Source organism: Sphaerisporangium sp. NBC_01403 (genome assembly GCF_045040145.1).
GTDB lineage: Bacteria > Actinomycetota > Actinomycetes > Streptosporangiales > Streptosporangiaceae > Sphaerisporangium > Sphaerisporangium viridialbum.
The window spans coordinates 7847419-7867941 of record NZ_CP109534.1 but is presented as its reverse complement, the minus strand read 5'-3'; the positions used below and the strand labels follow the sequence as shown (position 1 = coordinate 7867941).

22 protein-coding genes and 1 riboswitch are annotated in these 20523 nt (G+C 70.9%); of the genes, 18 read left to right on the top strand and 4 right to left on the bottom strand.

The genetic code is table 11. The features are described 5' to 3' along the window. Window positions 1-35 precede the first annotated feature (35 nt). The 4 genes from OG589_RS35300 to OG589_RS35285 all read left to right on the top strand — a co-directional run bounded on the left by OG589_RS35300 (window position 36) and on the right by OG589_RS35285 (window position 2707). Window positions 36-1589, top strand: coding sequence for an RNA polymerase sigma factor (locus OG589_RS35300; protein ID WP_405142584.1), 1554 nt, complete (start codon window positions 36-38; stop codon window positions 1587-1589). Further along, window positions 1570-2220, top strand: coding sequence for a hypothetical protein (locus OG589_RS35295; RefSeq protein WP_405142583.1), 651 nt, complete (start codon window positions 1570-1572; stop codon window positions 2218-2220). The genes OG589_RS35300 and OG589_RS35295 overlap by 20 nt, the downstream gene beginning before the upstream one ends. A 122-nt stretch (window positions 2221-2342) precedes the next feature. Further along, on the top strand, window positions 2343-2465 hold the full coding sequence (locus OG589_RS35290; protein WP_405142582.1) for a hypothetical protein: 123 nt from the start codon (window positions 2343-2345) through the stop codon (window positions 2463-2465). Further along, window positions 2462-2707: a hypothetical protein gene (locus OG589_RS35285; RefSeq protein WP_405142580.1), complete on the top strand. Its 246-nt coding sequence runs from the start codon at window positions 2462-2464 to the stop codon at window positions 2705-2707. Before OG589_RS35290 ends, OG589_RS35285 begins: the two co-directional genes overlap by 4 nt. On the opposite strand, the gene OG589_RS35280 is transcribed toward OG589_RS35285, so the two are convergent. After that, window positions 2671-3183 (bottom strand): inorganic diphosphatase, encoded by a 513-nt coding sequence (locus tag OG589_RS35280; protein ID WP_405142579.1) that lies wholly within the window; start codon window positions 3181-3183, stop codon window positions 2671-2673. The two genes, OG589_RS35285 and OG589_RS35280, sit on opposite strands and share 37 nt — an antisense overlap. A 103-nt stretch (window positions 3184-3286) precedes the next feature. Here OG589_RS35280 and dacB point away from each other — a divergent pair, with 103 nt between their 5' ends. From dacB to OG589_RS35225, 11 genes are all read left to right on the top strand, one after another. Further along, entirely contained in the window at window positions 3287-4684 is a 1398-nt protein-coding gene (gene dacB, locus OG589_RS35275; RefSeq protein WP_405142578.1) for a D-alanyl-D-alanine carboxypeptidase/D-alanyl-D-alanine-endopeptidase, read from the top strand. Between the two features lie 28 nt (window positions 4685-4712). Then, window positions 4713-5804: a zinc-dependent metalloprotease gene (locus OG589_RS35270; RefSeq protein WP_405142577.1), complete on the top strand. Its 1092-nt coding sequence runs from the start codon at window positions 4713-4715 to the stop codon at window positions 5802-5804. Window positions 5805-5893: 89 nt separating this feature from the next. Next, window positions 5894-6871 carry a tRNA lysidine(34) synthetase TilS gene (gene tilS, locus OG589_RS35265; RefSeq protein ID WP_405142576.1) on the top strand — a complete coding sequence of 326 codons (978 nt, stop codon included), beginning with the start codon at window positions 5894-5896 and terminating at the stop codon, window positions 6869-6871. 13 nt (window positions 6872-6884) lie between these two features. Further along, window positions 6885-7442, top strand: a complete 558-nt coding sequence (gene hpt / locus OG589_RS35260) for a hypoxanthine phosphoribosyltransferase (protein ID WP_405142575.1) — start codon at window positions 6885-6887, stop codon at window positions 7440-7442. Between the two features lie 278 nt (window positions 7443-7720). Continuing rightward, window positions 7721-9739 (top strand): ATP-dependent zinc metalloprotease FtsH, encoded by a 2019-nt coding sequence (gene ftsH / locus OG589_RS35255; protein WP_405142574.1) that lies wholly within the window; start codon window positions 7721-7723, stop codon window positions 9737-9739. 3 nt (window positions 9740-9742) lie between these two features. Next, window positions 9743-10330: a GTP cyclohydrolase I FolE gene (gene folE / locus OG589_RS35250; RefSeq protein WP_405142573.1), complete on the top strand. Its 588-nt coding sequence runs from the start codon at window positions 9743-9745 to the stop codon at window positions 10328-10330. A 98-nt stretch (window positions 10331-10428) separates the two neighbouring features. After that, window positions 10429-11289, top strand: coding sequence for a dihydropteroate synthase (folP, locus tag OG589_RS35245; RefSeq protein ID WP_405142572.1), 861 nt, complete (start codon window positions 10429-10431; stop codon window positions 11287-11289). Next, window positions 11286-11723: a nuclear transport factor 2 family protein gene (locus OG589_RS35240; RefSeq protein ID WP_405142571.1), complete on the top strand. Its 438-nt coding sequence runs from the start codon at window positions 11286-11288 to the stop codon at window positions 11721-11723. Before folP ends, OG589_RS35240 begins: the two co-directional genes overlap by 4 nt. Further along, window positions 11720-12106, top strand: coding sequence for a dihydroneopterin aldolase (folB, locus tag OG589_RS35235; RefSeq protein ID WP_405142570.1), 387 nt, complete (start codon window positions 11720-11722; stop codon window positions 12104-12106). The genes OG589_RS35240 and folB overlap by 4 nt, the downstream gene beginning before the upstream one ends. Further along, entirely contained in the window at window positions 12103-12609 is a 507-nt protein-coding gene (gene folK, locus OG589_RS35230) for a 2-amino-4-hydroxy-6-hydroxymethyldihydropteridine diphosphokinase (protein WP_405142569.1), read from the top strand. The genes folB and folK overlap by 4 nt, the downstream gene beginning before the upstream one ends. 290 nt (window positions 12610-12899) lie before the next feature. Next, the gene (locus tag OG589_RS35225) at window positions 12900-13355 is read left to right on the top strand and encodes a DUF3180 domain-containing protein (protein ID WP_405142567.1); all 456 of its coding nucleotides are present in this window, start codon (window positions 12900-12902) and stop codon (window positions 13353-13355) included. A gap of 145 nt (window positions 13356-13500) precedes the next feature. Here OG589_RS35225 and OG589_RS35220 read toward each other — a convergent pair whose 3' ends face one another. Together OG589_RS35220 and OG589_RS35215 are read right to left on the bottom strand one after the other, a co-directional pair. Then, entirely contained in the window at window positions 13501-14691 is a 1191-nt protein-coding gene (locus tag OG589_RS35220) for an NADH-quinone oxidoreductase subunit D (protein WP_405142566.1), read from the bottom strand. Window positions 14692-14709: 18 nt separating this feature from the next. Next, on the bottom strand, window positions 14710-15960 hold the full coding sequence (locus OG589_RS35215; protein ID WP_405152189.1) for an aminotransferase class V-fold PLP-dependent enzyme: 1251 nt from the start codon (window positions 15958-15960) through the stop codon (window positions 14710-14712). 167 nt (window positions 15961-16127) lie between these two features. Continuing rightward, window positions 16128-16243, bottom strand: a riboswitch (SAM riboswitch). Between the two features lie 157 nt (window positions 16244-16400). On the opposite strand from OG589_RS35215, the gene OG589_RS35210 reads away from it, so the two are divergent. Together OG589_RS35210 and OG589_RS35205 are read left to right on the top strand one after the other, a co-directional pair. Next, entirely contained in the window at window positions 16401-17177 is a 777-nt protein-coding gene (locus OG589_RS35210; RefSeq protein ID WP_405142565.1) for a TerC family protein, read from the top strand. A 46-nt stretch (window positions 17178-17223) separates the two neighbouring features. Beyond that, complete coding sequence (locus tag OG589_RS35205; protein WP_405142564.1) at window positions 17224-18429, top strand: cytochrome P450; 1206 nt, start codon at window positions 17224-17226, stop codon at window positions 18427-18429. Here the strand turns inward: OG589_RS35205 and OG589_RS35200 are convergent. Beyond that, window positions 18410-19351 carry an SAM-dependent methyltransferase gene (locus OG589_RS35200; RefSeq protein WP_405142563.1) on the bottom strand — a complete coding sequence of 314 codons (942 nt, stop codon included), beginning with the start codon at window positions 19349-19351 and terminating at the stop codon, window positions 18410-18412. The genes OG589_RS35205 and OG589_RS35200 overlap by 20 nt on opposite strands. A 276-nt stretch (window positions 19352-19627) precedes the next feature. On the opposite strand from OG589_RS35200, the gene OG589_RS35195 reads away from it, so the two are divergent. Further along, on the top strand, window positions 19628-20518 hold the full coding sequence (locus OG589_RS35195; RefSeq protein ID WP_405142562.1) for a Rossmann-like and DUF2520 domain-containing protein: 891 nt from the start codon (window positions 19628-19630) through the stop codon (window positions 20516-20518). Window positions 20519-20523 lie beyond the last annotated feature (5 nt).

Below are 20523 nucleotides of genomic sequence, written 5' to 3'. Positions count from 1 at the left end.
GAGCGAGGAGTTACCAAGCCTTTACTGTCGGTTACATGAATGACAGCGTCCTGGTCGAGGCACTCCGCGCCCGCGATCCTGGTGCCCTCGCTGACCTGTACGACACCTTCGCCGAGAGCATCTACAGATACGCCCTGGCCGTGCTCGAAAGCTCTGACAGCGCGCAGGTCGCGCTCCGCGACACGTTGATCGCGGCAGAGGCGCACGTCCACGCGCTGGCCGACCCCGAGCGGCTGCGTGTCTGGCTCTACGCGCTGGCCAGAGGGGAGTGCCACCGCAGGCGTTCGGTGATCCCGCCGGGCGACGGAGAGGAGACCCTGCCGGGTGCCGCCTCGCCCGAGGCTCCGGACGGCGACCTCCGGCGGGTGGCCGCGAACGCCGTGGGAGCCCTGCACGGCGACGAACGCGAGATCCTCGACCTGCTCACCCGCCACGCCATCCCCGAGCACGAGCTCGCCACCGTGCTCGGCACCACGGCCGCGCGGGCCGACCACCTCCGCCAGGCCGCCTGCGAGCGCCTGCAGGACCTCGTCACCACCGAGATCCTCGCGCGGAACTCCTCGCACGACTGCGCGGGAAGGGCGGCCATCCTCGCCGGCTTCTCCGGCCTCCTCGACGAGGACACCCGCGGCCGGCTCCTCGGGCACATCGAGGACTGCGCCGTCTGCGCCCCCCATCGCGAGCGCCAGGTGTCCGCGGCCAAGGTCTTCAACCTGCTTCCGCTGGCGGAGCTGCCCGAGACTCTGCGCGTGCGCGTGATGAGCTGCTTCATCGACCCCGAGCTGGTGCCCTATCGCCGGTTCGTCGCGCGGCGCACGGGGCTGCTCGACCCCGACGGGTTTCCCGTTCGCGAGACCAAAGGGCCTCGGCGCTGGCCTCAGGCTCTTGCGGGCGCTGTGGCGGCGGTCGCGATCGTCGCCGCCGCCGTAGTCATCGTCGGCGCGCTGCGCCAGGGCGACGACCCGCTCGCGCGCGGCGCGTACGGAGTCCTCCCCACGCGGGGCTCGCCCGCAGGCGGGGCGCCCGAGGGCTCCGGCGCCCCGAAAGCTCCCAAGACCCTGGCGCCCATCGCCGACGGCATGCCCGCCCTTCCGCGGCTCTCTCCCGGGGCGGCGGTCCCCATCGCCGTGCTGGGGCCCAAAGGCGAGGCGGCGATCCCCCCGGCGCTCCTGCCGGTGCCGCCGGCCGCCGTGCGCACCCCGGCGCCGAGACCGGCGCCCTCGTCCCCTCCGACGGCGCGACCGACCGAGGGCGTCCCGCCCGCGACCACGGCTCCCGCGCCCCCTCCCGGCCCTCCCATGACGCCCCCGCAGACCCCTCCCGCGACTCCTCCCGGGCCGCCGAGGGAGTGGCCGACCGGGGGGCCGGCTCCGACGCCCAGCCACCAGCACGGCCCCGTGCCCACTCCCTGTCCCTCCAGCACCCGGCCGGCGCCACCCGCTTCCTCGCCGCCCCCTTCCCAGCCGCCGGCGGCTGGCGGCCCCTCCGAGACTCCCGCGCCGTCCTCGGCCCACCGTCACGCCGGGCGCACGGCCGCGGAGGAGCCCCCCATCGAGGCCGCGGCGGCCGGTGTTCAGCGTCCGCGATGACGCCCACCTGGGCCGCAGGGTGTTCCCGCACCCGATCGCGCCCGAGCTGACCGGCCTCGTTCCGCGCGTCCACCGCGTCGACTGGCCGGTCTGGCTCGATCCCGGGCCGCGCATGCTGCGCGACGTGCTGGAGCTGTGCCGCCTGCAGACGGCGCGGGGCCTCGCCGTGCTGTCCTGGCTGTCCGCGGGCCGTGTTCCCGGCGACATCGCCTGGCTGTGGCCGGGGTGCCGTCTCACCGGCCCCCGGCAGCACCTCATGTACGGCGCCGCCGCCGGCGTACCCGACGTCGCGCTCGGGCTGGTGGTCGCCAACTGGACCTGGGTGCTCGACACCCGCTTCGCGGGCCAGGTCACGGCCCCCTACCTCGCCGGCACCGCCTACCCCGACGACGGGTACACCGCCGCCCAGGCGACCGTGACGCTGCTGCGCATCTGGGAGCGGCACGCCGACGCGCGGCCCGCGCTCGGCGCCGCCTGGGCGGCGAGCCGCACGGCCGCCGACTGGTGCAAGGCGGCCGAGCTGCGCGCCGCGTACGGCCGTGAGGCGCCCGTCTTCACCTACCCCCGGGGTCCCGTTCCCCCGCCGGCCGGCGTTCGCCCGTGGATCACGCGCCTGTTCCGCCTTGCCTGATTACAGAAAGTGACAAAGGGGGTGTGCGCGATGTGACCACGGGGAAGCTGTGGATTGTGTGGCGCGAGGTCACGACGCGCTTACATGAGGCTTCTCAGCTTGGCGAGTCGAGAGGGGTGCGCATGCCACAGGATGTGCGTCGCCGTACGGCCGGCGGAGGGCGGGTGGTCCACGTCCCCGGGAGCGGGGACGTGGCGCGCATCGTCTCCACCGGCCACCCACCCGAGAACCGGACCCTGACGTGAGCACGGGCGTGTGGTGCTTCGCCTGCGTCCTGTCGGCGGGCCAGGGCGGGTGGCCCCTCGCCTGGGCCGTGTACTGGGGGACGGCCGTGGGGCGCCTTCGCCGGCTACGGCCCGTACCGGCCGGCGACCGGCTCGGAAACTGCCGCGAGCGGGCGGCGGCCTCCGGGAACGGCGAGCGGGTGACGGCCTCCCAGGGGAGGCGGGGTCAGTGCCGGCCCTCGGCCTCGTCCACCTCGACGTGATCGAGATGGCGCTTGATCGAACGGTGGATCTCGATCTCGGCCTCCACCCGGCCGACCCAGTTGGCGCCCTCGACGGACTTGCCGGGCTCCAGGTCCTTGTAGACCTCGAAGAAGTGCTGGATCTCCAGCCGGTCGAACTCCGGCACGTGGTGGATGTCGCGGATGTGCTCCATGCGAGGGTCGGTGGCGGGAACGCAGAGGACCTTGTCGTCTCCGCCCTTCTCGTCGGTCATCCGGAACATGCCCACCGCGCGGCAGCTGATCAGGCAGCCGGGGAAGGTCGGTTCCTGGAGGAGCACGAGCGCGTCGAGCGGGTCGCCGTCCTCGCCGAGGGTGTCCTCGATGAAACCGTAGTCGGCGGGGTACTGCGTGGAGGTGAAAAGAAGGCGGTCCAGCCGGATCCGGCCCGTCTTGTGATCAACCTCGTACTTGTTGCGTTGTCCCTTAGGGATCTCAACGACAACGTCGAACTCCACTGCGGTTCCTCCGCTCAAGCCCCCCGGGTACTCCCGGACGGGCGTTAATGTCTCGTAGGCGTATATCCAGGATGACGCATGCGGGAAAGAGGTCGGTGAGGTGGTGCGGCGCGAGCGTTTGGTCGCTGTGGCGACCCTCGCCCTGCTTCAGGTGTTCGTCTGCGCTGTGGGCGCGTTCGTCCTCGCAGGCGACGGGCTGGGCGGTCTGACCGCCAAGCCCCCGGTCAAGGCCGCCCCGCCCCGGGCTCCCATCGCCATCGTGACAGCGGGACCTGTGCTGGCGCCGCCTCCCGGCGGAACTCCCCCAGGAAAGGGTACTTTGGCCGCGCGGCTCACCCACGCGCTCGGCGACTCCGCGCTGGGTGACAACGTCGGCGCGGTCGTCCTCGACGTCGCCGCGGGCGCCATGCTGTTCGGCAGCAAGGCCGATACCGGGGTCACGCCCGCCTCCACCACCAAGGTCGCGACGGCCGTCGCCGCGCTGACCTCCCTGGGTCCCGACACCCGGGTCGCGACGCGCGTCGTCCAGTCGAAGGCCGGTGAGATCACCCTGGTCGGCGGGGGCGATCCGCTGCTCGCTGGGCCAAAAGCCGGTAAATCTTCTGACTATCCCCGGTCCGCCTCGCTCGTGGCTCTGGCCTCCCGAACGGCCAGGGCGCTCAAGGCCGCGGGCGTCGCCTCGGTCGGCCTCACCTACGACGACTCGCTCTTCTCCGGACCGCGCACCGCTCCGGGCTGGAAGCCGGGCTACGTGCCCGAGGGCAGCGTCGCGCCGGTCACCGCTCTGATGATCGACGAGGGCCGCCAGGACCCCCGCGGCTCCGCGCGGTACCCCGACCCGCCGAGGTCGGCGGCCGAGGCATTCGGCTCCCTGCTGGCCCATTACGGCGTCAAGGTCGGCAAGTCGATCAAGCGGGCCAAGGCCGCGCCGACCGCCACCGAGATCGCCAGGGTCGAGTCGCCGCCGGTGTACGAGCTGGTCGAGCACATGCTGACCATGAGCGACAACGACGTCGCCGAGGCTCTGGCCCACCTCGTCGCGCTAAAGGAGGGCGAGCCCGGCACCTTCGCCGGCGTCTCGCAGGCCGTCCAGGGCACGCTGAAGAAGCTCGGCGTGGGCGAGGGCGTCGCGGTCTACGACGGCAGCGGGCTGTCCACCCGCAACCGCATCACCCCCACCGCGCTCGCCCGCCTGATCGCCCTGTCGGCCTCGCCCGGCAACCCGCGCCTGCGCGCCCTCATCAGCGGGCTGCCGATCGCCGGCTTCACCGGCACGCTCGGCCACCGGTACGGCAAGCAGGACACCAAGGCCGCGGCCGGAGTGGTGAGGGCCAAAACGGGCACGTTGAACGGGGTGAACACCCTGACGGGTCTCGCGAGGACGTCCGACGGCCGGCTGGTGGCCTTCGCCTTCATGGCCGACAACGTGCCCGACCCGGACGGGGCCGTGGCGGCGCTCGACCGGCTGGCCGCACTCGTCTCCGGGTGCGGTTGCTCATAAGCGCGCCGCACGACGTACGGTGGTGAACATGCAGGTGATCGACTGGGATCTGGCCGTTACTACCGGTGTCCGCCTTGTCCGACCCGGGCCGCAGGTGAGCCGGGAGGAGGCCAGGCACGCGGTCACCGAGCTCAGGCGGCTGTCGCGCGAAGCCGAGGGGCACGTGCAGGACTTCGCCCGCATCGACGGGGCGGCGTCGCCCGAGGAGGCCACCGTCGTCGACCGGCCCGGGTGGATCCGCGCCAACGTCGAGGGTTTCCGCGTCGTCCTAGAGCCGCTGACCGAGCGCATGAGCAGCGGCCGCGCGCAGATACCCGCCATCGTGGGCGCCGTCGGCTCCCGCGTGACCGGTGTCGAGGTGGGCGCGGTGCTGGCCTTCCTCGCCTCGCGCGTGCTCGGGCAGTACGAGCTGTTCCTGCCGCCCGACCCGAGCGGGCGGGCGCCCACGGGGCGGCTCACCCTGGTCGCGCCCAACATCGTGCACACCGAGCGCGAGCTCGGCGTGAACCCCCGCGACTTCCGCCTCTGGGTCTGCCTCCACGAGGAGACCCACCGGGTGCAGTTCACCGGCGTGTCCTGGCTGCGCGAGTACGTGCGCGGGCAGATGACCGAGTTCCTGCTCGCCTCCGACCTCGATCTCGGCACCATGCTCGAACGCCTGCGCGCCGCCTCCGACGCCGTCGCCGACGCGATCAAGGGCGGTGAGGGCAACCTCATCGACGCGATCCAGACGCCGGAGCAGAAGGAGATCCTCGACCGGCTCACGGCCGTGATGACACTGGTCGAGGGTCACGGCGACTACGTCATGGACGCCGTCGGGCCCTCGGTCGTGCCCTCCGTGGCCGACATCCGCTCGAAGTTCCAGCACCGCAGGGAGGGCGGCTCCCGGTTCGACAGGACTATAAGGCGCCTGCTCGGCGTCGACCTCAAGATGAAGCAGTACGCCGAGGGGTCGGCGTTCGTGCGCAAGGTCGTCGACGAGGTGGGGGTCGACGGGTTCAACCGCGTCTGGGGTTCGCCTGCGACGCTGCCGAACCACGCCGAGATCCAGAACCCCGAGCAGTGGATCTCCCGTGTCGTGCGCGCGCCCGAGCTGCCGTCCGCCAACGGGCGGGCCTAGCCGCGTTCCTCCCGCCTGTGGAGTGCCGGTAGGGAGGCGCTCTGGCGCGGCTGGCCGGTGGGGTGCCCCGGCCGCACCAGACTAGGAGCATGGGACCGCATCCCGCCGTGGCGGAGATCCGCCGTGCCGTACGGCTCTCGCTCGCCGACCTGCCGCAGGGCGCCCTCGTGCTGGTCGCGTGCAGCGGCGGGAGCGACTCGCTCGCGCTCGCGGCCTGCCTGGGGTTCACCGCGCCACGGCAGGGGCTGCGGGGCGGGCTCCTGACCGTCGACCACGGCCTGCAGGAGGGTTCGCGCGAGCGCGCCCTGGAGGTCGCGGGCCTGGCCGCCGGGTTCGGGCTTGAGCCCGCCGAGGCGCTCACGGTCACGGTGGGCCGGGCCGGCGGTCCGGAGGCCGCGGCGCGAGATGCCAGATATGAGGCGCTTTCGCTGGCCGCGAAACGCCTCGGCGCGTCGGCGGTGCTGCTGGGCCACACGCGCGACGACCAGGCCGAGACCGTGCTGCTACGGCTCTCCCGGGGCAGCGGCACCCGGTCGCTCGCCGGGATGCCCGCGACCTCGGGCGTCTACCGGCGTCCCCTGCTCGGGGTCGCCCGCCGGACGACCAGGGCCGCGTGCGAGGCGCTCGGCCTCGTGCCTTGGGACGATCCGCACAATGCCGACCCGGCGTACGCCCGGGTGCGGGTCAGGCACGACGTCCTCCCGGTGCTCGAAGAGGCGCTGGGGCCGGGCGTGACGGAGGCGCTGGCTCGTACGGCGGGCCTGTGCAGGGACGACGCCGACGCGCTCGACGAGTGGGCCGACGAGGTGTACGCCCAGCTCAGAGGCGTGGGCGTCGAGCTCACGGTCGCGGGGCTCAAGGAACTGCCCGGCGCGGTGCGGCGGCGGGTGATCCAGCGGGCGGCCCTCGCGGCGGGCGCGACGGCGTCCGCGCTGGCGGCCGTCCACATCGAGCAGGTCGACCGGCTCGTCACCGAGTGGCGCGGGCAGCGGGTGGTGGAGTTACCCGGGGGGGTCGGAGTGGTCCGGCGGTATGGCACCCTGATATTCGCCAGCACCCTCTCATGAAGGAAAACCCCAGGTGGACGCAGCCGACATGGGCATGGACCTGGAAAAGGTCCTCATCCCCGAGGAAGAGCTTCAGGCGAAGATCAAGGAGCTCGCCGGGCAGATCGACGAGGAGTACGCGGGCAAGGACCTATTGATCGTCGGAGTTCTCAAGGGCGCGGTCATGATCATGGCCGACCTGGCGCGGGCGCTGCACATCGAGGTCCAGATGGACTGGATGGCCGTCTCGTCGTACGGCGCGGGCACCAAGTCGTCCGGTGTCGTGAGGACTCTCAAGGACCTCGACACCGACATCGCCGGGCGGCACGTCCTGGTGGTCGAGGACATCATCGACTCCGGGCTGACGCTGTCGTGGCTGATCCACAACCTCCAGTCGCGCAACCCCGCGTCCGTGGAGATCTGCACCCTGCTCCGCAAGCCGGAGGCCGTCAAGGTGCCGATCGATGTGAAGTACGTCGGGTTCGACATCCCCAACGAATTCGTGATCGGTTACGGGCTCGACTATGCCGAGCGCTACCGCAATCTGCCGTTCATCGGCACTCTGGCCCGGCATGTGTACGGAGCGGAGTAAGCCCTGAGCGAAGTTCCTGATCGTCAACTGGTGCGATACAGCGTTATTCGGTCTCGTCGTGGGGAACACGGAGCCGCCTGACGTACGTTGGTAGGACAAAGCCGGTGTCGCCGGGGCAGTGACCCTGCGCGGCGGCCCGGTGTACCTTCGGATGTCTCGGAGGTGCGATCACCTCCGGGTGATCAGTAGGAGCGGTTTGGGATGCCGCTAACCCCGGGCTCGCCCGGGGCGTCAGGCCGTGTTCAGGAAGGGACGGGCCCGCAGGGGTTCCGCATCGGATGGATCTCAAGCGATTTACACGTGGGCCACTGCTGTGGATCCTGGGCATCGTCGTGCTGCTCCTCCTCGCCTCCACGTTCTGGAGCGGCAACAGCAACTATGCCCAGAAGGACACTTCGTTCGTCGTCAGCCAGATCCAAAAGGGCGCTGTCGACAACGCGGTGATCGTTGACAAGGACCAGCGGATAGAGATCAAGACCGTCGGGAAGATCGGCGGCGAGGATCGCTTCTATTCGAACTGGGTCCAGGGGCAGGGCGTCGAGCTCCAGAAGCAGCTTCAGGCCCAGGCGGACGCGGGCAAGCTGCCCGGCGGATACAAGGTCACCGTGCCGACCGAGAACTTCCTCGTCGGCCTGCTGGTGAGCTTCCTCCCGCTCGTCTTCATCGTCCTCCTCTTCTTGTTCATCATGAACCAGATGCAGGGCGGCGGCTCCCGGGTGATGAACTTCGGGAAGTCCAAGGCCAAGCTCATCACCAAGGACACCCCCAAGACCACCTTCGCCGACGTCGCGGGCGCCGACGAGGCCATCGAGGAGCTCCAGGAGATCAAGGAGTTCCTGCAGGCCCCGGCCAAGTTCCAGGCGATCGGCGCGAAGATCCCCAAGGGCGTGCTGCTGTACGGCCCGCCCGGCACCGGCAAGACCCTGCTGGCCCGCGCGGTCGCGGGTGAGGCCGGCGTGCCGTTCTACTCGATCTCCGGTTCCGACTTCGTCGAGATGTTCGTCGGTGTCGGCGCCTCCCGGGTGCGCGACCTGTTCGAGCAGGCCAAGGCCAACGCTCCGGCGATCATCTTCATCGACGAGATCGACGCCGTCGGCCGGCACCGCGGCGCGGGCCTCGGCGGCGGCCACGACGAGCGCGAGCAGACGCTGAACCAGCTTCTGGTCGAGATGGACGGCTTCGACGTCAAGGGCGGCGTGATCCTGATCGCGGCCACCAACCGGCCCGACATCCTCGACCCCGCGCTGCTGCGCCCCGGCCGCTTCGACCGTCAGGTCGTCATCGACCGGCCCGACCTGGAGGGCCGCAAGGGCATCCTCCGTGTCCACGGGCGGGGCAAGCCGTTCGCGCAGGACGTCGACCTCGACGTCATCGCGCGCCGCACGCCCGGCTTCACCGGCGCCGACCTGGCCAACGTCATCAACGAGGCTGCCCTGCTGACCGCCCGCCAGGACCAGAAGCTCATCACGATGAACACCCTCGAGGAGTCCATCGACCGCGTCATGGCGGGTCCGGAGCGCAAGAGCCGGGTCATGTCCGACCAGGAAAAGAAGATCATCGCCTACCACGAGGGTGGGCACGCCCTGGTCGCGCACGCCCTGCCCAACTCCGACCCGGTGCACAAGATCACCATCTTGTCCCGCGGCCGGGCCCTGGGCTACACCATGACGCTCCCCATGGAGGACAAGTTCCTCGCCACCCGGTCCGAGATGCTCGACCAGCTGGCGATGCTGCTCGGCGGGCGCACCGCCGAGGAGCTGGTCTTCCACGAGCCCACGACGGGCGCGGCCAACGACATCGAGAAGGCCACGAGCATCGCCCGCCGCATGGTCACCGAGTACGGCATGAGCGAGCACCTCGGCGCCCGCAAGTTCGGCACCGGCAACAGCGAGGTCTTCCTCGGCCGTGACATGGGCCACGAGCGCGACTACTCCGAGAAGATCGCCTCGACGATCGACGAGGAGGTCCGCCGCCTGATCGAGGCCGGCCACGACCAGGCCTGGGAGATCCTCGTCCAGTACCGCGACGTGCTCGACAACCTCGTGCTTGAGCTCATGGAGAAGGAGACCCTCTCCCGCCAGCAGGTCGTTGAGATCTTCGCTTCCGTGGTCGTCAGGGAGAAGCGCCCGTCGTACTCCGGCTACGGCAAACGGCTTCCCTCCGACCGGCCGCCGATCCTCACGCCCAAGGAGGTCGCGGGCAACGGCAACGGCGCCGCGCTTCCGGTCGGCAACCAGGCGGCTCCCGGGTCGCTGCTGCACAACGACCACCACCCGGCTCCTCAGGACGAGGCCTGACGGGTGAGCGTCAATCCGCTCAAGGTCGACTCGGACCGGATCGAGAAGGCCGTTCGCGAGATCCTGCTCGCGATCGGTGAAGATCCGGACCGGGACGGCCTGCTCGACACCCCCGCCCGGGTCGCCCGGGCCTACGCCGAGCAGTTCGCCGGGCTGGGGCAGTCCCCCGAGGACGTCCTGACCACCGTGTTCGACGCCGACCACGACGAGATGGTGCTCGTGAAGGACATCGAGGTGTTCTCCACCTGCGAGCACCACCTCGTGCCCTTCCACGGCGTCGCCCACGTCGGCTACGTGCCGAACGCCAAGGGGCAGATCACCGGCCTGTCCAAGCTGGCCAGGCTGGTGGACGTCTACGCCAGGCGCCCGCAGGTCCAGGAGCGCATGACGTCGCAGATCGCCGACGCGCTGATGGAGGTGCTCGCGCCTCGCGGGGTCATCGTGGTGATCGAGGCCGAGCATCTCTGCATGACCATGCGGGGCGTGCGGAAGCCCGGCGCCAAGACCATCACCTCGGCCGTCCGCGGCGACTTCCGCGACAGCGACAGGACCCGCGCCGAGGCGATGGCGCTGATCCTCGGCCGCCGCTGAGCCGGGGCACGATCTCGCGGGTGCGCCGATCCGATTCGTTATCCACAAGCCGGACCCATGGCACAGATCGTCACTGGGGAGCACCTAGGCTTGACGCCATGACCACCACGTGGAGGGTGCCGGGCGTGCCCGACAAGGGGCGCTGCCTGGTCATGGGCGTGGTCAACGTCACCCCTGACTCCTTCTCCGACGGCGGCGACTGGTTCGACCCCGAGATCGCCGTCCGCCACGGCCTCGAGCTGGTGGAGCAGGGCGCCGACATCGTCGACGTCGGCGGTGAGTCCACCCGGCCGGGCGCGGCCCGGGTCCCCTTGGCCGAGGAGCTGCGCCGGGTCTCGCCGGTCATCCGCGCCCTGTCCCAGGAGGGTGTGACGGTCAGCGTCGACACCATGCGGGCCGAGGTGGCGGAGGCCGCGTTGGGCGCCGGCGCCAGCCTGGTCAACGACGTCAGCGGCGGCCTGGCCGACCCGGCGATGCCGCGCGTGGTGGCGGCGGCGGGCGTACCGTATGTCGTGATGCACTGGCGCGGCCACAGCCACGACATGGACGGCCGCGCGATCTACTCCGACGTGGTGACAGAGGTCACCGAGGAGCTGCGCAAGCGGGTCGACACCGTGCTCGCCGAGGGCGTGGCCGAGCGGCAGATCATCATCGATCCCGGCCTCGGCTTCGCCAAGCGGGCCGAGCACAACTGGCCGCTGCTCGCGGGCATAGGCAGGCTCGGCGAGCTGGGCTACCCCATCATCATCGGCGCGTCGCGCAAGCGGTTCCTCGGCCGCCTGCTGGCCGGCCCCGATGGCACCCCGCGGCCCTTCAGCCGATCCGACGACGCCACGCTCGCTGTCACCGCACTGGCCGCCCACGCCGGCGCCTGGTGCGTGCGGGTGCACCACGTGCCTCCTAACGCCGACGCCGTCCGTGTGGCGGCGGCCTGGCGAGGGGGGGAGGGGGTTCTATGAGCACGACGGCAGCCGAGATCGAGAAGCTCAACGAGGCCTTCTACACCGCGATCGAGAGCGGCGACCTCGACCGCATGACCGACATCTGGGCCGACGACGCCGACGGCCGGGTGGCGATGTGCGTCCATCCCGGCTGGCCGATGCTGAGCGGCCGGTCCGAGGTCCTGCGCTCCTGGGCGCTGATCATGGCCAACACGCCCTACATCCAGTTCGTGCTGACCGACGTCCGCACCACGGTGATCGGCGACGTCGCGGTGCTCACCTGCGCCGAGAACATCCTCACCGCCGCCGACACCGAGGACGCCACCTTCGCGGCGGGCCGCGTGGTCGCCACCAACACCTTCGTGCGAACCCCGGCCGGCTGGCGGCTCTGGTTCCACCATGGCTCCCCCGTCCTCCAGGGCGAGGACGACGAGGACGAGGCGGACGAATGACCACCCTTCGCGAAGCGGGCCGGCGTGACAGCGTGACCCTGGTGGGGCTGCGGGCGCGAGGGCGGCACGGCTGCCTGCCCGCCGAGCGCGAGCTGGGCCAGGAGTTCGTCGTCGACGCCACGCTCTTCTTCGACACCGCCCCGGCCGCCGCGGGTGACGACCTGGCCAAGACCGTCGACTACGGCGAGCTCGCCGTCCGGCTCGCCGGCATCGTCGAGGGCGAGCCGGTCAACCTCATCGAGACCCTGGCACAGCGCCTGGCGGGCGCGTGCCTCACCAACGATCTGGTCGAGGAGGTGGAGGTGCGGGTGCACAAGCCCGCCGCGCCGATCCCCCTCCCCTTCGACGACGTGGTCGTCACAGTCAGGAGGAGGCGCGAATGAAGGTCGTTCTGGCGCTCGGCAGCAACGTCGGCCGCCGCTTCGACACGCTTCAAGGTGCCGTCGACGCGCTTTTCGACGCCCCCGGGCTCGACTTCGTGGCGGTGTCCCCGGTGTACGAGACCGATCCGGTGGGCGGGCCGCCCGATCAGCGCCCCTATTTCAACGCGGTGGTGATCGGGCAGACCATGACGCTCGGCCCCCGGGCGATCCTGGAGCGGGCGCTGAGCGTGGAGACCGCCTTCGGCCGGGTGCGCAGGGAGCCGTGGGGCCCCCGCACACTCGACGTCGATCTGATCATGGTCGGTGATCTGCTGTCCGACGATCCCGAGCTCACGCTCCCGCATCCTCTCGCCCACGAGCGGGCGTTCGTGCTGGTGCCGTGGTCGCAGGCCGATCCTGGGGCGGTGCTTCCCGGCCGGGGGTCGGTGGCCGGCCTGCTCGCCGACCTCGACCAGCGCGGCGTACGCCTGCGGGCCGATCTGGCCCTGCAGCCACCCGGCTGACGCACAGCCCCTGGCAGGCGGCCAGGCCCGGCCGGAGACCGACGTGTGCACGGCTCGGGTCAAGCCCGGTCGGAGACGATGTGCCCCCGGCCCGGGGGCCAAGCCGGTATGAGAACGATGTGCCCCGGCTCGGGTCAGGCCGGTCGGAGAGGATGTCCCTCTGGCTCACGAGTAGCCGGTCGGAGAGGACGAGTGGCCGGTCGGAGAGGATGTGCCCCCGGCTCGCGGGTAGCCGGCCGGGGAGACTGCCCGTTCGCGGGTAGCCGGTTGGGAGACAAGAGGAGGATCGCGTGAAGCCGAGCCGTCCCGGCGTGCTCGTCCTGCTGGTGGTCGCTTTCGCGGTCCTGACGTGGGCCGTGCTGCAGAGGGTCTACTCCGCCCTGCCGACCGTTCCGTGGACCGCCATACCCACCGTGCTCCTCCTGGCGGTCGGCGAGGCGTACAGCGGGTGGATGACCCGGGCCCGCATCGAGCGCAGGCCCGACACCAAGTCGGTGGAGCCGCTGGCCGTGGCCCGGCTGGCCGCCCTGGCCAAGGCGTCCGCCTACGTCGGAGCCGCCGTCGCCGGGGTCTTCGCGGGGTTCGTCTTCCACGTCCTCCCGCTGCTCGACCAGGACACTCCCCGGCGCGACTTCTTCCTGGCGGGCGGCTCGCTGATCGCCTGCGTGGTGCTCGTCTGCGCGGCCCTGTTCCTGGAGCACTGCTGCAGGGTGCCCAAGCGCCCCGACGACGACTCCGAGGCCTGAGCACACCAGCGGGGCCCGGCCCCCAGGCCGGGCCCCGCTCTGCAAGGAGCCACCCTTAATCCCTTGATCCCTGTCCCTTTACGCAATGTTGTTCCTTTACGAGATCCGCGTGGTTAAACGCGTCTCGTGAGATTCGCGGAAAAGATCACTTGTCGATGTCGCCCACCACGAAGAACATCGAGCCGAGGATCGCCACCATGTCCGAGATGAGGTGGCCGGGAAGCATTTCTCTCAGCACCTGCACGTTGTTGTAGGACGCGCTGCGCAGCTTGAGCCGCCACGGCGTCTTCTCGCCCCGCGACACCAGGTAGTAGCCGTTGAGCCCCAGCGGATTCTCGGTCCAGGCGTAGGTGTGGCCCTCGGGCACCTTGAGCACTTTCGGCAGCCGCTGGTTGATCGGACCGGGCGGCAGCGACCGCAGGCGCTCCACGCACGCGTCCGCGAGGTCGAGCGCGACCTTCACCTGGTCGAGCAGCACCTCGAAGCGGGCATGGCAGTCACCGGCAGAACGGGTGACCACCTTGACGGGAAGCTCGCCGTAGGCCAGGTACGGCTCGTCGCGGCGCAGGTCGAGGTCGACCCCCGAGGCCCGCGCGATCGGGCCGCTGACCCCGTACTGCATGATCGTCTCGCGGTCGAGCACGCCGACCCCCCGGGTGCGCGCGATGAAGATCTCGTTGCCGGAGATGAGGTTCTCGATGTCCGGCAGTCGCCTGCGCACGTCGGCCACCGCCTGGGAGGCCCGGTCGAGCCAGCCGTACGGGAGGTCCTCCTTCAGGCCGCCGACCCTGTTGAACATGTAGTGCATGCGCCCGCCGGAGATCTCCTCCATGACGGCCTGCAGGGTCTCCCGCTCGCGGAAGGCGTAGAAGACCGGCGTGATGGCGCCGAGCTCCAGGGGATACGAGCCGAGGAACATCAGGTGGTTGAGCACGCGGTTCAGCTCGGCGAGCAGCGTGCGCGCCCACACGGCCCTGACCGGCACCTCCATGCCCAGCATGCGCTCGACGGCGAGGACGACGCCGAGCTCGTTGGCGAAGGCCGACAGCCAGTCATGCCGGTTGGCCAGCACGATGATCTGCCGGTAGTCGCGCACCTCGAAGAGCTTCTCGGCGCCGCGGTGCATGTAGCCGACGATGGGCTCGGCACTGCCGATGCGCTCGCCGTCCACGGTGAGCCGGAGGCGCAGGACACCGTGGGTCGAGGGGTGCTGGGGCCCGATGTTGAGGATCATGTCCTCGGTGGCCAGCTCCTTGGCCCCAGCCCCGATCCCCACGACCCGTTCGGTGCGCGCGCCTCCGGTGCGAGCTGCGCGAGCTCCGCGAGGTTCGGTCATAAACCCCATGCTGTCACGTCAGCGGCGCGAGACAAGGTCCGAGAGGGCGGTGACCAGGCGGCGGACATGCTCTTCGGTCGTTCCGATGCCGATGGACGCCCGTACGGCCCCGGCGGTGCCATCCTCGCACGAGCCGTCGGCGGCGTGGCCGACGCCTTCGAGCAGGTGCCTGACGAAGGGATGGGCGCAGAACTTGCCGTCGCGCACCCCGATGCCGTACTCGGCGGACAGCGCCTCGGCGACCTCCCTGGCGGTCCAGCCCGTGACCACGAAGGACACGATGCCGACACGCGGGTGGTCGGGCCCCCACAGGGACAGCTCGTGGACACCCTCGATCGCGGCTAGGCCGCCGCGCAGCAGCTCGACGAGGCGCTCCTCGTCCTTGACCAGTGCCGTCCAGCCGGTGGCCGCGAGGGCGTCGCAGGCGGCGGCCAGCGCGATGGCGCCGAGGACGTTCGGCGTGCCGGCCTCGTGCCGCTGCTCGGGGTCCGCGCTCCACTCGGCGTCCAGCGGCAGCCCCTGCCGGGCGCCCCCGGTGACGGCCTTGGACGCGCCGCCTCCGCGCAGGTACGGCTCGGCCTGGGCGAGCCAGTCGGCCCGGCCGATCAGCGCGCCCGCGCCGAACGGCGCGTAGAGCTTGTGCCCGGAGAACGCCACGTAGTCCAGGTCGAGCGCGGTCAGGTTGAGCCTGCGGTGGGGGACGAGCTGCGCGGCGTCGACGAGGATCCGCGCGCCGTGCCGGTGGGCGATGTGGGCCAGGGCGGCGATCGGCCACAGCTCGCCGGTCACGTTGGAGGCCGCGGTGACCACCAGGAGCTTGGGCCCCTCGATGGCCGCCAGGGTCTCGTCCGCCGCGCGCACCGCCTCCCCGGGGAACGCGGGGGGCGCCAGCCGTACCGCGTCGGGCCAGGGGAGGAGGGAAGCGTGGTGCTCGGTCTCGAAGACCACGACGGTGGTGCCCTCGGGCAGGCAACGGGCCAGCAGGTTCGCCGCGTCGGTGGTGTTGCGGGTGAACACGACGGCGTCACCGGGACGGGCGCCGACGAAGGCCCGCACGGTGTGCCTGGCTTGCTCGTAGCGCGCCGTGGTGAGCTGGGAGGCGTACCCGGCGCCCCGGTGCACGCTGGAGTAGGCCGGGAGCGCGGCGGTGACGGCGGCGCTCACCGGCTCCAGACAGGGGGCGCTCGCGGCGTAGTCGAGGTTGGCGTACCGCACGAGCCTGCCGCCCTTGATCGGGACCTCCAGCTCGTCACCGAGGACGGCGGGGATGGCCGGAGCCGTACGGTCCGTTTCGCCGTGCGATGCCGTGCCGGGCCCGGAGTCTCCGGAGGCGTCCAGGCCGGGAACGACGGGGGAAGGGCTGTTCAGGACAGTGAGAGCAGACAACGCCGGCCTCCTTGGGTCATGGGACCCCGGCCATGGCGTTGTGACGGCGGAGCCCGCGCTTGTCCGGCACACCTCGCACCAGACCTGGTCCTCACCCGGGGCACCCCGCCGCGAGCGCGAGGGTTGCCGGCCAGCGAGCCGGGGCTTGACGCTGACACTCATGACCTACGGGCGACTATAACCCAGATTCCCCTCGGCTCCGCAACCTCATCAGGGGGGTGCCAGGGGTCGCGAACTTTGCCGGATCCTCGCGCGTTGAGAGGGGAACGGCCGCCTGCCGAGGGGTCGTGACCTGGACGAACCGCCGACCAGAGGAGATCGCGATGGACTGGGTGGTCAACCCGGAGATATGGATCGGGTTCTTCACCCTGGTCGCTCTCGAGATCGTGCTGGGCATCGACAACATCATCTTCATCTCGATCCTCGCGGGCAAGCTTCCCCCCGAGAAGCGCGACCGGGCGCGCAAGGTCGGGCTCGGGCTGGCGCTGGTGAGCCGCCTGGCGCTGCTGCTGGCCCTGTCGTGGGTCGTACGGCTGACGACACCGCTGTTCGAGCTTTTCGGCCAGGGCATATCAGGGCGAGACCTGATCCTGATCCTGGGCGGCCTGTTCCTGTTGGGCAAGAGCACCTTCGAGATCGGCGACAGCCTGGAGGGCACGCCTGGTCACTCAAGCGCCAAGGCGGGCGCCACCTTCGGCGCGGTGATCGTGCAGATCATGCTGCTCGACGTCGTCTTCTCGCTCGACTCGGTCATCACCGCCGTCGGCATGGTCGACGAGCTCGGCGTGATGATCGCCGCCGTGATCGTCGCGGTCGTCGTCATGCTCTTCGCGGCCGGTCCCATCAGCGGGTTCGTCGAGAAGTACCCGAGCATCAAGATGCTGGCCCTGGCCTTCCTCGTGCTGATCGGCGTCGTGCTCATCGCCGAGGGCTTCGAGCAGCACATCTCCAAGGGATACATCTACTTCGCCATGGCGTTCTCGCTGGGCGTGGAGCTCCTCAACATCCGGGCGCGCAGGAAGGCGGGCCGCCAGGAGCCGGTGGCGCTGCGGGAGCGCTACGAGGAGTCTCCCCAGCCCGGCGACGTGGCGAAATCCTGAGCCAGGGCTGTGCGCCGTGGCGCTAAATCCCACTTACGATGACTTCGTGCGATTTGATCCGTGGAATCCTGACTTCGTCGCTCATCCGTACGACGTCTACCGAGAGCTCCGCGACAACGAGCCGGTCAGCTTCTTCGAGCCGACCGGCCAGTGGCTCGTGGCGCGGCACCCGGATGTCAACGCGGCGTTGCGCGATCGACGGCTCGGCCGCTCCTACCTGCACATCGCCTCGCACCAGGAGTTCGGCCGCGAGCCTGAGCCGGTCCAGGAGCCGTTCTGGCGGGTGATCCGCGCGGGGATGCTCGACGTGGAGCCGCCGATCCACACCCGGCTGCGGCGGCTGGTCTCCAAGGCCTTCACCCCGCGCATGGTGGAGGAGCTCCGGCCGCGCGTGCGGCGCATCGCCGGCGAGCTGGTCGACGGCTTCGTCGAGCGTGGAGGCGGAGACCTGCTCGCCGAGGTGGCCGAGCCGCTGCCCGTGACGGTCATCGCCGAGATGCTGGGCGTGCCCGAGGCCGACCGGCACCTGCTGCGGCCCTGGTCGGCCGAAATCTGCGGCATGTACGAGCTCAGCCCGTCCGCGGAGGCGCAGCACACGGCGGTGCGCGCCGCCTCGGAGTTCGCTGCGTACCTTCGCGAGCTGGCCGCGAGGCGCCGCAGGGATCCGGGGAACGACCTGATCAGCGCGCTTGCCCAGGTGGCCGACGAGGGGGACAGGCTCACCGAGGACGAGCTGGTCGGCACGTGCGTCCTGCTGCTCAACGCCGGTCACGAGGCCACCGTGAACGTCACGGGCAACGGCTGGTGGTCGCTGTTCCGCAACCCCGGCGAGCTGGAACGGCTGCGTGGCGACCTCTCGTTGCTGCCCACGGCGGTGGAGGAGCTGATGCGCTGGGACACCCCGCTGCAGATGTTCGAGCGCTGGGTGCTGGAGGACATCACGATCGGCGGGGTGGACATCCCGAAGGGCGTCGAGGTCGCCCTGCTGTTCGGCTCGGCCAACCGCGACCCCGAGGTCTTCCAGGATCCCGACCGGCTGGACGTGGGCAGGACGGACAACCCGCACATCTCATTCGGTGCGGGCATTCACTTCTGCCTGGGCGCCCCCCTGGCCCGCGTGGAGCTCATCGAGTCGTTCGGGGCGCTGCTGAAGGCCGCCCCCAAGATGGAGCTCGCGGAAGAGCCGGTGTGGAAGCCGAACTACGTCATCCGGGGCCTGGAGTCGCTCAAGGTCAGCGTTTCCACTGGCTGAGCCAGCCGAAGCCGCCCAGCCCCGCGGGGTCGATCAGCTCGGCCTCCTGGGACGCCTGGGCGAGCGCCCGCAGATAGCCCCCGGGATCGGTGCCCGCGAGGGTCAGCGGAGGCCGGGTGCCGCTGACTCCGAGACCTTGTAGCGCATGTCGTTGCGTGGTCAACGTTGTGGATATCGCCCCGGCCCGTTCGCCCGCCGCCGCACACGCGTCCAGGGCCACGTGTGCGGTGATATCGCAGGATCCGTCGGGTATGGCCGGTACGCAGGCCCCGTCCCGGTATCCCGCCAACGTGCCGAAGGGCGGGCGGTTATCCACAGGGTGTGCATAATCCACGGCCACCGCCAGGCCCCGCGCCAGCCGTCCGATCACCGACTCCCAGGCCTCGTCGCGCGGGCGGCCGATCTCGGCCCGCAGGCCGGTGGAGCCGAGCGGCCACCAGCGCTCCAGCCACCGCAGGTCGTCCTCGCCGGGCGGGTCGCCGAGGGTCTCCTCGCCCGTCCGCGGATCGACGAGCACCAGCCGCGGGCCCTCCGGTGCGCGCTCGGCCACGTCGAGGGGAACGTTGTCGAGCCACTCGTTGGCGATCACGAGCCCGGTGATCTTCTCGGGGAGGGCGCCGGACCAGGTGATCGCCTCGTCCAGCCCGTGCGGAGGAGGCGAGAGGTCGACGGCCGTGACATGCAACCGTTCTACCAACTCGGGCTCCGCCGTGTGGAGAACCTGGGTCACCAGCAGGCCGTCGCCTGAGCCGACGTCCACAAGGTCGATCTCGCCCGGACGGCCGAGCGCGGCGTCGACCGTGCGCAGCAGGCGCAGCACCGCCTGGGCGAACACCGGCGAAGCGCCCACCGAGGTGCGGAAGTGGCCGGACGGGCGCTCCCTGATGTAGAAGCCGCCCTCGCCGTAGAGCGCTCGATGCATGGCCTCCCGCCACGTGACCCACACGGGACTGGACGTTACCAAGGATGGAAAAGCCCCATGACCGTCGTGCTGACAGGCCGCTGTCAAGCCGGACGCGGTCGCCACAATCCGGCCCCGGTTCACCGTATATAGCGGCATATATAGGTTTTTGTCCTTAACGTAGGTTCCCGGCGGGGACGCGAGCGCCAGGTGGCGGAGCCGAAAGGCGACCGGCCCGGGCGCGACCGTTACGCTGGTCAACTGGGCCTGGATCGATCGAACGTGAACAGGAACGTGATGGAGACAAGCGACCGCCCCGGGCGTCTCGCTGTCGGGGTCCTCGGAGCCGGACGAGTCGGTTCCGTCCTCGGCGCGGCCCTCGCGCAGGCGGGACACCGTGTCGTGGCCGCCGCCGGGGTCTCCGACGCCTCGCGCCGCCGGGCCGTCGAGCGGCTCGGGGTGGGCATCTCCCCGCCCGACGACGTCATCCGCAAGGCCGAGCTCATCCTGCTCACCGTGCCGGACGACGTGCTGCCCGGCCTGGTCGCGGGGCTGGCGGCGACCGGCGTGAGCCTGCGCGGCAAGATGCTCGCGCACACCAGTGGCGCGTACGGCCTCGGCGTGCTGGAGCCCGCCACCGCCGCCGGCGCCCTGCCGTTCGCCATCCACCCGGTGATGACCTTCACCGGCAGGGACGACGACCTGCGCCGCATCGGCGGCTGCTCGTTCGGCGTCACCGCCCCCGAACTGCTCAGGCCGATGGCCGAGGCACTGGTCATCGAGATGGGCGGCGAGCCGGTCTGGATCGCCGACGAGAACCGCGCGCTCTACCACGCGGCCCTGGCCGGAGCCGCCAACCACATGGTCACCCTGATCGCGGAATCCCAGGAGCTGCTCAAGAAGATCGGGGTGGAGCACCCCGGGCGCATGCTCGGCCCGCTGCTCGGCGCCGCCCTCGACAACGCCCTGCGTCTCGGCCTCGCGGGGCTGACCGGGCCGGTCGTGCGCGGCGACGCGGGCACCGTGCGCAAGCACGTTGACGCGCTCATCCTGGCCGCGCCCGAGGCCGCGGACGCCTACGTCGCCCTGGCCCGGCTCACCGCCGACCGGGCGCTGGCCGCCGGGCTGCTCAAGCCCGAGGCCGCGGAACGCCTGCTCGACGCCCTTGGAGGAAACACGTGGACGTGATCGTC